Raw genomic sequence first — 10,039 nt, forward strand, 5'->3', positions numbered from 1 at the left:
CCTTATTTCACGGCGCCGAAGGTCAGGCCGCGGACAAGTTGTTTCTGGCTGAACCAGCCAAGGATCAGGATCGGTGCGATTGCCATGGTCGAGGCCGCGCTGAGCTTGGCAAAGAACAGGCCCTCGGGGCTGGAGTAACTGGCGATGAATGCCGTCAGAGGGGCCGCGTCGACGGCAGTCAGGTTGAGGGTCCAGAACGCTTCATTCCATGCAAGGATGAAGTTCAGCAAGACGGTCGATGCGATGCCAGGTATCGCCATCGGTGTCAGGACATAAAGGATTTCCTCTTTCAACGTCGCACCATCCATTCGCGCGGCTTCAAGGATCTCCCCCGGAATCTCGCGGAAATAGGTGTAGAGCATCCAGACGATGATCGGCAGGTTGATCAGCATCAGCACCACGACCAGCCCTCCGCGTGTGTCCAGCAGCCCCAAACGGATGAACAGCAGGTAGATCGGGTACAGCACGCCCACTGCAGGCAGCATTTTGGTGGACAGCATCCAAAGCAGGATGTCCTTGGTGCGCTTTGAGGGCACAAAGGCCATCGCCCAAGCGGCAGGCACCGCAATGATTACGCCCAGAATAGTTGATCCGCCTGCGATGATAACCGAATTCCACAGGAACCGCATGTAGTCCGAGCGTTCCTGCACGATGGCGTAATTCTCCAGCGTCCAGTCGAAGTTCAGGAACAGGGGTGGGCTGGCTATGGCCTGCGCCTCGGTCTTGAAGCTGGTCAGGATGGTCCAGAGGATCGGGAAAAAGATCACCAGTCCAACAGCCCATGCAAGGGCAGTGTTCAGCGATTTGCGGCGGGTTGTGACGGCGCGGGTCATGGTCGTTCCTCCTCACGCGTCCAGGTTCTTGCCGACGATGCGCATCAGGAAAATCGCAACGATATTGGCAAGGATGATGGCGTAGACACCCCCGGCTGATCCAAGGCCGACATTCTGGCTTTCCAGCACGCGCTGGAAGATCAGGTAGGTGAGGGTGCGGGTGCCGAACGCGCCGCCGGTAGTCACAAAGATTTCGGCGAAAATCGAGAGCAGAAAGATCGTCTGGATCAGGATCACGATCGTAATCGCGCGGCTCAGGTGCGGCAGGATGATGTGGTAAAAACGTTTCAGGACAGGGGCACCGTCCATTTCCGCGGCTTCCAGTTGTTCGCTGTCCAGAGACTGGATCGCGGTCAACAGGATCAGCGTTGCGAAAGGAAGCCACTGCCAAGAGACGATCATGATAATCGAGGTCATCGACGCTTCGGACAGCCACGAGATCGGTTCGGCCCCGAAAAAGCGCCACAGATGGGCAAGCAAGCCATTGACCGGGTCCATGAACATGTTTTTCCAGACCAGCGCTGAAACGGTCGGCATGACAAAGAACGGCGCGATCACGAGGATGCGGACGACGCCCTGCCCCCACATGGGCTGGTCCAGCAGCATCGCCAGCAGGACACCCAGAACCACTGTGATCACCAGAACGCCACCAACAATCATCAGCGTGGCCTGAACGGCAGGCCAGAACGAACTGGAGGATACGAACCGGACATAGTTGTCGAATCCGACCCAGCCCAGATCTCCGCCGCGCAATGGTAGATATTTTTTGAAGGAAAAATACAGCGTCATTGTCAGCGGCACGAGCATCCAGCCAAGCAGCAGGACAACTGCGGGTGCCATCATCAGGCGCGCAACGGATCGGGAATGTTGAGTTGCCATGACACAAGACCTCTCTGTTCAGGCGCGTATCAGCCTGCGAGAAAAACGTGGATTGTGGAAGTGTAAGGCGGGGGGCAGACCTCTGCCCGCCCGCGTTTGGAAGACGTCAGTATCCTGCCGCTTCCATTTCTTCAGCTGTGAAGGCCTGCGCTTTCTCCAACGCTTCCTCAACCGTTTGCTGTCCGGCATAGACCGCCGAGAATTCCTGGCTTACCTGTGTGGCGATGCCTGCAAATTCCGGGATTGCTGCAAACTGGATGCCAACATACGGAACGGGTTTCACCGTCGGATTGTTGGGGTCAGCAGACAGGATCGAATCCAGCGTCATCTTGGCGAACGGAACCTTTTGGTATTCCGGATTCTCATACAGAGACGTGCGTGCCCCCGGGGGAACATTTGCCCAGCCTTCGTTCTCTGCCACTAGTTCGATGTAATCCTTCGAAGTCGCCCATTCGATGAATTGCTTAGCGGCATCAGCCTGTTCGGTGCCAGCCGGAATAGCCAAAGCCCAGGCCCAGAGCCAATTGGAACGTTTATCAACACCTTCTGAATTTGGAGCCAGCGCGAAGCCGACCTTGTCCGCAACCGTCGAGTCGTCTGGGTTGGTCACAAACGAAGCAGCAACCGTGGCATCGATCCACATGCCGCATTTGCCCTGCTGGAACAGCGAGAGGTTTTCATTGAAGCCGTTGGTCGCATAACCGGCCGGACCGGACTCTGACATCATATCGACAAAAAAGGTCAGCGCTTCGTTCCATTCGGGCTGATCGAACTGCGGCTTCCAGTCTTCGTCGAACCAGCGCGCGCCAAACGAGTTGCCGGTAACAGTGATGAAAGCACCGCCCTCACCCCAACCGGCCTTGCCGCGCAGGCAGATGCCGTTGATGTCGTTGTCGCGATCCGTCATTGCGGCCGCGGCTTCGCGGATGAATTGCCATGTGGGTGCCTCGGGCATCTCCAAACCGGCCTTTTCCATCAGGTCCGTGCGATACATGATCATCGAGCTTTCGCCGTAGAAAGGTGCCGCATAGAGCGTACCCTCATGGCTCAGGCCGCCCCGCATCGCGGGCAGAATGTCATCGACATCGTATTCCGCCGACAATCCGTCCAGCGGTACCAGCCATCCATTTGCGCCCCAGATCGGAGTTTCGTACATGCCGATGGTCATGATGTCGAACTGGCCACCTTTGGTGGTGATGTCCGTGGTCACACGCTGGCGCAGAACGTTTTCCTCAAGCGTCACCCATTCCACATCGATGCCGGTCGCCTCAGTGAATTTATCGGAATAGCCCTGCATCCGGATCATGTCGCCATTGTTCACTGTGGCGATCGTGATGGTTTGCGCATGGGCTGCTGCCGCGGCGACGAAAGTCAGTGCAGTCGCCGCAAGAAGTGCGTTCTTCAAATACATCCTTGTCCTCCCTGAGCTTGGATGCCGTACAGAGAAGGTAGTTCGTAAATTATCGCGGCGTCAATAAAAACTTTACGCGCGTTAAATTTTAACGGTTATGCCGAATCCCTCAAAACCAGCCTTGCCGGGAACAACGTCTCTGTCCTCGTTTCAAATCTCCCTCCACTTTCAATGAGTTCGAACAGAGTTTCGACGCTGCGGCTTGCAACATTGTCATAGTCATGGGCCGCTGTTGTCAGGGATGGGCAGGTGAACTTTGCGAAGGGGTGATCGTCATTTGAGGCCACGCGCAGCGCGCAATCGTCGCGGCGGCCAACGCGAATCCCCTGTTCGTAACAGGCCGCAAGAAAGCCAATGGCCAGTCGATCATTGCTGCAGAGAACCGAACCGGTTCGCAAACCACGTTCCTCCAGAACTTTTAGTGCGCCCTTGTGGCCGATCTCTTCAAAGGCCCAACCTTTGCCGTCGACCTTGATGATGTGTGGCTCGAACCCGAGGCGCTCCATCACTTCGACATAGGCTTTCCTTCGTTTATTGGCGTTCGGATTCGCGGGTGTGCGCATTTCGAAGAACGAAGGTGGTTCGCCTGTGCGGGTCATGTATTCGACGGTTTGGGAGACAAAGCTGAAATTGTCGGAACCAACGAATGCGGCCCCTAAACCATCCAGATTACTGTCGAACAAAACTGTCGGTACATTGGCGCAGAACTTCTCGATCGCTGATCTGTCCGAGATGCGCCCTAAAGGTGCTAATAGAACCCCGGCGGGCTTCAAGGATTGCAGCCCGTCCAGAATTTCGTTTTCCAGCTTTTGCTCACCATGAGCGCTGAACAGGGACGGGCGATACCCAGCCGCGATACAGCTTTGTTCCAGGTAACGTGCGATTTCTGCAAAGAACGGATCGGCCAGGTAGGGCACGACGATGCCGATGTTCTTGGTCAGTTTCCGGTTCTGGTTCACCGCATAAATGTTGGGGCGATAATCGAACCGCTCCAACGCTTCTTCGATACGGGCCCGTGTTGTGGGGCGAACGCTGTCGGGATCGTGGAAGTACTTGGAAACTGTTGGGCGCGATATGCCGCTGAGGGCGGCAAACTCTTCCATATTCTTTATCTTGGTCATGCCAGTCTGCCTGCTGGTTTTGTCCGTCTTGATCTTATCATAGTTTTACATATTCTTTGCGCGCGCTAAAAAATCAATAGCCAGACAGGCCTCACGCGACCAACGTGTGGCAAGGAGTTCAAATGTATCTCGGGATCGATATCGGAACATCAGCGGTCAAACTTGTCTGTGCAGATAGCGATCGGATTCTTGCTACATCCTCGATGAACTTAGCCGCGTCCTCTCCACAGCTCGGCTGGTCCGAGCAGCATCCGGATCAGTGGTGGCAGGCGACACGCGAAGCATTGCTTCACCTTGCAGGGCACATCACGCTGTCCGAGGTGAAGGCGATAGGATTGTCCGGCCAGATGCACGGCGCTGTACTATTGGACCGCGATCGGCACCCTATCCGCCCCGCGATCCTGTGGAATGACAGCCGAGCAACGCATGAGTGCGATGTACTTCGCATGGCCCAACCGCAGATCGGGCAAATCGCGGGCGCCCTCCCTTTACCGGGCTTTACCGCTCCCAAGATTGCATGGCTAAAGCGGCATGAACCCGACGGCTATGCCCGAGTAGCCCATATTCTCTTGCCGAAAGACTATATCGGCTTGTGTCTGCACGGAGAACTGGCAACCGATACGTCGGATGCTGCCGGAACAATGTGGCTGGATCAGACCACGCGCAACTGGCACGCCGGAATTGCCGAGGCTACAGCTGTTTCGCCCGACTGGCTGCCGCGGGTTTTTGACGGCCACAATGTTGTTGGGGCGGTGACAGCGCAAGCTGCGGCTGAAACCGGGCTGAAACCCGGTGTGCCCGTTGCCGCCGGCGGCGGAGATGCCGCAACCGGTGCTGTGTCTCTGGGGGCGACTGAACCGGGGCGAGGGTTCATCTCTCTGGGGACGTCTGGGCAACTGTTCGCAGCGGATCGGACGTACAGGCCCAATCCTGAACGCTACGTACATGCGTATGCGCACACACTGCCGGGCCGATGGTATCAAATGGCCGCAATGCTGAACGGTGCGCGACCCATTTCATGGATCGGTGGACAACTGGGATTGTCCGCTGCCGAAGTTGTTGCGCTTGCTGAAACGGTCAGCGGCGATCGTATTCCGATTTTCCTGCCTTACCTGACGGGTGAGCGCAGCCCCCACGGGGACCCGCATATTCGCGCGTGCTTCTTTGGGCTTGAGGATTCGACAACGCGCGCTGATATCTGTCGTTCGGTTGTTGAAGCCATCGCCTTTTGCTTTGCTGACGCCGCGCAGAGTTTCGGCGACACCATCGACAATTTGTCAGAGCTGGCTGTCATCGGAGGTGGCAGCCGATCCGATCTGTTGTTGGGGTTGATCTCGACTGTCACCGGCAAACACATAGTTCGCTCTAGCAGCGCAGATTCCGGCCCCGCCTACGGCGCGGCGCGGCTGGCGGCCTGTGGGATTGGTGCGTTATCTGTTTCCGATCTTGCGGTCCAGCCTTCAACAACGGATCGTTTCGAGCCTGCTGATCCAGGGGCACTATCCGAGCGACTGAGCCGCTTTCGCAAGCTCTACAGCGCGGTGAGCGCGGTCGATTGAACCCCGACTAGTCTGATTCCGTCACCAGTTCTCGCCTATCGGATTGGCAGTCCGCCTCCTCCGATCAAACCCTTGCCTTTTCGAACGCAGCCCAGGCTGTCTCGAAGGCTTCGAAATCAAAGTTTGGTTGGCGGGCTGCGTCCAATACAATGTGTTCTGTCGACAAGAGCTTTTGGATTGCGGTCTCCAATTGATCAACAACATCGCCGGGCACAACCAAAGCACCATGACGGTCGGCATGGATCAAATCGCCTGGATTAACCACCATACCAAAAACTGAAACCGGGGTATCAATTTCGCGGACATGGACAAAACCGTGGCTTGGGCCGATGGAACCGGCGACAACCGGAAATCCCTCGGGCAAGTCGCCAAGATCTCGCATGACGCCATTGGTTACCACTCCGGAAATACCGAACCCCTTGTGAACGGATGTATTGATTTCGCCCCAATAGGCGCCGATGCAATCCGGATAATCCACATCCTCAATCACAACGACCGACGGACCCGGTGCCTCGGCCATGTATTTGTAGTAAGACATGCGTCGGGCCTTGATAACGTCGGGCGGCTCGGACGGCGGATTGACCGCAGCGATCTTGGCTGTCCGGGCATAACCCACAATCGCGGGTTCCTCTGGCGCTGAACACAGCATGGTTCCGCGCGTGAAATCATCAAACCCGCGTTTGCCTTGCGCCACTTCAATGGCATTGCAGACAGTGGGTGTATCAACCTTACGAAGCAGAGACAAAAGGGATGGCGTCATGTGTCCTCCAACCAGCGGATCAATGCCGCTGTAGTTTTTTGGGGTTGTTCCAAAGTCGGCAGATGCCCTGCGCCATCAATGATCTCCAGCGCGCTGTTTGGCAGCAGATCGTGCATTAGCTGGTGACGCTCAACGGGGCAAAGCCTGTCTTCTCGACCGCACAGAACCAGAGCCTTTCCGGTAAATGCCTTCAGGGTATTGGTTTGATCCGGGCGGTCCATCAGCGCTTGCGACTGAAGTAAGAAAACATCCGGGCCCAAGTCGGTGGCCATTGCCATGCACAGATCCAGGATAGCGCCCTGATTGGGTCCGTCTGCCAGATAACTGGGCTTCATCTCGTCCCGCATTACAGACCTCAGCTTACCCTCGCGGACGGCCGCCATTTGGGGCGCACGACGGGCTTTTACCTCTGGCATTTCAGCCCGTGGGTTTGTGTCGAGCAAGGCTAGCTGCGAGACACGTTCCGGGGCCTGGCGCAAAACCTCCATTGCCACGATACCTCCCATCGACAACCCGGCCAGAGCGAACTCGTGTGGTGCATTTTTCAGAAGGTCATCTGCCATGGCCTGCACGCTGTCGTGTACGGAAAGCGGGAAAGTCATCACCGGCCTACTCCCCGACAAGGCATTGATCTGCGGGCCAAAGAGGCGGGCATCACACATCATGCCGGGCAAGAAGATCAGAGGTGTCATGCCGAGGCCAACTTTGCCCCTTCAGACAACGTCGACAACTTGGCGTATGCGATCTGCGGGTCAACAGCGCCAAAGCCCGCAAAGGTACCAAAACCGCAATCACTGCCTGCTATCACCCGATCCGCGCCGACGATTCCTGAAAAACGCTCGATCCGCTGTGCAACGAGTTCGGGATGTTCGACGAAATTCGTGGTGGTGTCGACAACGCCAGGCACCAGAATTTTATCGTCTGGAATCTCGGCCTTGCGGTCTCGGAACACTGTCCACTCGTGGGCGTGGCGCGGGTTGGAAGTCTCGAACAGGACATACCGTGATTTGGTCGCCATAAGGGTATTAAAAACCTTGTCCATTGCGATGTCACAGCAATGCGGACCTTCGTAGTTACCCCAACAGATATGCACCCGCACGCGATCCTGTGGGACGTTCTGAAGCGCGTGGTTCAGGGCCTCGACATGCATATCAGCAATTTTGACGAACTCGTCGTCCGTGAGGTCGGTGAACAGCATATGGCGCGACAAGGCCAGATCCGGGCAATCCAGTTGCAGGTCCAATCCAGCGGCCACAATGGTTTCGTATTCCTCTTTCATGGCGTCTGCCAAAGCTGCCAGATAAGCCTCACGCGTGGGATAGAAATCATTCTGCAGAAACAATGAGATCACGCCCGGTGAGGCTGCATTCATGAAACCGCGTTCGGCCCCGTTCTGTGTCATCGCCGCCTTGAGGTTGACGATGTCCTTTTCCAATTCCCCCTGCCCTTTCGAACGCACCTCGCCGGTGCACATGGGGCGTGCATATTGTGGTGTGCCGCCGTCATTGGCCAGACGTTGCAGGAAACCCGGAAACATCTTCAGGTCCGCTGGTGCGTTACGAGGACTGTCACCAGAAAAACCGGTGTAGCGATCCTTGACGTATGTTGCATACGAGATCTTGGATGTCTCTCCGTCACTGACAATATCGATACCCGCTTCAACTTGTTTACGCACTGTCTCGGCCACGGCGGCGGCCATGCAGGCATCAAAGGCACCTGAATCGTAGGGTTCGCTGTTTTCACGGGCGAAGATGAAGTCCACGACGTCCTGTGTTCGGGGCAGAGACCCAACATGTGTGGTTTTTATGGTCATTAGGATCTCCCTACAGCTTTCGCGCCATCAGCACGGTATGGCTTTGTGTCTCTGGGTCTTCGGCCAAAAACCCGGTCAGTTGCAGCCCGTTCTCTTCAAGGCACACGGCGTATCCGGCCGGGGACAGCGAGGCATGATAGACATGCTCTGATCCCACTGTGCCGCTCACCTCACTGGCGCGCGGGCCCACAGTCAGCATAAGCATCCCACCTGTATCCAGATGACGTGCCATGCGGGTGATACAGGCCTTTTGCTCATCTGCCGTCAGATGAAAAAAGCTGTTCCACGCGATGATGCCTTCGAACTGCTGACCCAGCTCGAAATCCCGCATGTCAGCGTGCCGCCAGTCCCCGTCTGGCCAACGGTCCCTGGCAATGGCCAGCATCGCCTCAGAAAAATCCACCCCCGTGACAACAAATCCTTCGGCCATGAACCAACGCGCAATCGGATCACCGGTGCCACAGCCCAAATCCAACACGTGATCGCCCGGGTTGAGGCTGGCCGTGAAGCGCGCCAGCCAGCGCGCCTCGAACAGGGCCTTAGAGCGGCGCTTGTCATACTCCGTGGCTTGCCGCTCATAAACGGCGTGTGTGTCGTTGGGATCAGCGTTCATCCTGTCCAGGTTACTCCTGCCGGGTCATCGGTTGCGGTAATCCGGTACAAGCCCGCCCACCCTGTCATCGAGGGTTGAACGCTATAGGATTCACCCGGCAAAACCAAAGCGGTGTCACCAACCGACAATGTGGTTTCATAATCGTTGACGGAGATACGCCAATGGCCACTTGCAGGCATTAAGACCACTGGTTTGTCGGCAGTTTTGACCTCGGTCTCACAAGACCCTCGGCTCAGGAAGTCAACTTCGAACCCGGGTTTGTCCTTGATCAACCCATTCTCACCGATCACCTGTGTGGGTTTGTTGGCCGACAGCGCCATCAGATCCCAATAACGGGCAACATATTTGCCGACGACATCCTCAACCGGAACCTCGGGGTAGGCTTTCAGTTGCTCTTCGGTCAACAATGGCATCGGGCGCACATTGTGCGGCAACTCCTGACCTTTTTTGCGATCATAAAGAACGCCGTTATCGCCTAGCATCAGACCATGCGCCTGCGCGTCTTCGATAACCTGAGGTGCCCATGTGACGCCGCCACCGGCGTCGTCCCCGCCCAGGATCGCCATAATCATCCCATAGTCCTGGCCGACATTCTCGAACCCACGGAAAATGCCGGTGGGGATGTTGAAGATATCACCTTCTTCGGCGATGAACTCGCCTGCCGTGCCATAGCGGCCCCAGAAAAACCGCCAGCGCCCCTTGGCGACAAAAAAGACCTCGGCCGTCGTGTGGCTGTGCAGCGAGTTTCGGCATTTCGGCGGCTGGCCAGCAGCACCAATGTTGAATCCGATCTTGTCCGTGATGTGAACGTGTTGATCGGGCGATTCCGACACGCCCCCGCCGATGATCGTAAAGTTCTCTTTCTGATCGCTGCCTGGTGTGTGTGCGTCGATAAAGGCCGTTTTACAGGGCTTCAACTCGCCATATCGGACGATGCGTTGTTGAATGGTGCTCATGAACTTGTCTCCTTGGATCTGTGGGAATGATGGGATCAGTCCCCACCCCCTGGAGGTCGGTTGTTCAGACGCCGCGCACGCAACGACGCACGAT

At 56.7% G+C, this 10,039-nt stretch carries 10 protein-coding genes; 1 reads left to right on the plus strand and 9 read right to left on the minus strand.

Going from position 1 to position 10,039, the window contains the following annotated elements:
- Positions 1–2 precede the first annotated feature (2 nt).
- The 4 genes from GOW16_RS03190 to GOW16_RS03205 all read right to left on the minus strand — a co-directional run bounded on the left by GOW16_RS03190 (position 3) and on the right by GOW16_RS03205 (position 4,244).
- Positions 3–833: a carbohydrate ABC transporter permease gene (locus tag GOW16_RS03190; protein WP_170410114.1), complete on the minus strand. Its 831-nt coding sequence runs from the start codon at positions 831–833 to the stop codon at positions 3–5.
- Positions 834–845: 12 nt separating this feature from the next.
- Positions 846–1,712 carry a carbohydrate ABC transporter permease gene (locus tag GOW16_RS03195; RefSeq protein ID WP_170410116.1) on the minus strand — a complete coding sequence of 289 codons (867 nt, stop codon included), beginning with the start codon at positions 1,710–1,712 and terminating at the stop codon, positions 846–848.
- A 106-nt stretch (positions 1,713–1,818) separates the two neighbouring features.
- On the minus strand, positions 1,819–3,123 hold the full coding sequence (locus GOW16_RS03200; protein WP_170410118.1) for an ABC transporter substrate-binding protein: 1,305 nt from the start codon (positions 3,121–3,123) through the stop codon (positions 1,819–1,821).
- A 95-nt stretch (positions 3,124–3,218) separates the two neighbouring features.
- Positions 3,219–4,244: a LacI family DNA-binding transcriptional regulator gene (locus GOW16_RS03205; protein ID WP_170410120.1), complete on the minus strand. Its 1,026-nt coding sequence runs from the start codon at positions 4,242–4,244 to the stop codon at positions 3,219–3,221.
- Between the two features lie 122 nt (positions 4,245–4,366).
- Between GOW16_RS03205 and xylB the strand changes: the two genes are divergently transcribed.
- Entirely contained in the window at positions 4,367–5,803 is a 1,437-nt protein-coding gene (gene xylB, locus GOW16_RS03210) for a xylulokinase (protein WP_170410122.1), read from the plus strand.
- Between the two features lie 64 nt (positions 5,804–5,867).
- On the opposite strand, the gene GOW16_RS03215 is transcribed toward xylB, so the two are convergent.
- The 5 genes from GOW16_RS03215 to GOW16_RS03235 are packed head-to-tail and all read right to left on the minus strand — an operon-like array spanning position 5,868 to position 9,945.
- A complete protein-coding gene (locus tag GOW16_RS03215) occupies positions 5,868–6,563 on the minus strand; it encodes an RraA family protein (RefSeq protein ID WP_170410123.1) in 696 nt (231 codons plus the stop codon).
- Positions 6,560–7,255 (minus strand): alpha/beta fold hydrolase, encoded by a 696-nt coding sequence (locus GOW16_RS03220; protein WP_170410125.1) that lies wholly within the window; start codon positions 7,253–7,255, stop codon positions 6,560–6,562. Before GOW16_RS03220 ends, GOW16_RS03215 begins: the two co-directional genes overlap by 4 nt.
- Complete coding sequence (locus tag GOW16_RS03225; protein ID WP_170410127.1) at positions 7,252–8,376, minus strand: cobalamin-independent methionine synthase II family protein; 1,125 nt, start codon at positions 8,374–8,376, stop codon at positions 7,252–7,254. The genes GOW16_RS03220 and GOW16_RS03225 overlap by 4 nt, the downstream gene beginning before the upstream one ends.
- A 10-nt stretch (positions 8,377–8,386) precedes the next feature.
- Positions 8,387–8,989, minus strand: a complete 603-nt coding sequence (locus GOW16_RS03230) for a class I SAM-dependent DNA methyltransferase (protein ID WP_170410129.1) — start codon at positions 8,987–8,989, stop codon at positions 8,387–8,389.
- Positions 8,986–9,945 carry a cupin gene (locus tag GOW16_RS03235; RefSeq protein ID WP_170410131.1) on the minus strand — a complete coding sequence of 320 codons (960 nt, stop codon included), beginning with the start codon at positions 9,943–9,945 and terminating at the stop codon, positions 8,986–8,988. Before GOW16_RS03235 ends, GOW16_RS03230 begins: the two co-directional genes overlap by 4 nt.
- Positions 9,946–10,039 lie beyond the last annotated feature (94 nt).

It is taken from the genome of Ruegeria atlantica (assembly GCF_013033965.1).
Classification (GTDB): Bacteria; Pseudomonadota; Alphaproteobacteria; order Rhodobacterales; family Rhodobacteraceae; genus Ruegeria; species Ruegeria atlantica_D.

Coding starts and splice junctions, on each gene's coding strand:
- GOW16_RS03230 (WP_170410129.1), bottom strand. CDS start 8,989: ATGAACGCTGATCCCAACGACACACACGCCGTTTATGAGCGGCAAGCC.
- GOW16_RS03235 (WP_170410131.1), bottom strand. CDS start 9,945: ATGAGCACCATTCAACAACGCATCGTCCGATATGGCGAGTTGAAGCCC.
- GOW16_RS03220 (WP_170410125.1), bottom strand. CDS start 7,255: ATGACACCTCTGATCTTCTTGCCCGGCATGATGTGTGATGCCCGCCTC.
- GOW16_RS03215 (WP_170410123.1), bottom strand. CDS start 6,563: ATGACGCCATCCCTTTTGTCTCTGCTTCGTAAGGTTGATACACCCACT.
- GOW16_RS03195 (WP_170410116.1), bottom strand. CDS start 1,712: ATGGCAACTCAACATTCCCGATCCGTTGCGCGCCTGATGATGGCACCC.
- GOW16_RS03200 (WP_170410118.1), bottom strand. CDS start 3,123: ATGTATTTGAAGAACGCACTTCTTGCGGCGACTGCACTGACTTTCGTC.
- GOW16_RS03225 (WP_170410127.1), bottom strand. CDS start 8,376: ATGACCATAAAAACCACACATGTTGGGTCTCTGCCCCGAACACAGGAC.
- xylB (WP_170410122.1), top strand. CDS start 4,367: ATGTATCTCGGGATCGATATCGGAACATCAGCGGTCAAACTTGTCTGT.
- GOW16_RS03190 (WP_170410114.1), bottom strand. CDS start 833: ATGACCCGCGCCGTCACAACCCGCCGCAAATCGCTGAACACTGCCCTT.
- GOW16_RS03205 (WP_170410120.1), bottom strand. CDS start 4,244: ATGACCAAGATAAAGAATATGGAAGAGTTTGCCGCCCTCAGCGGCATA.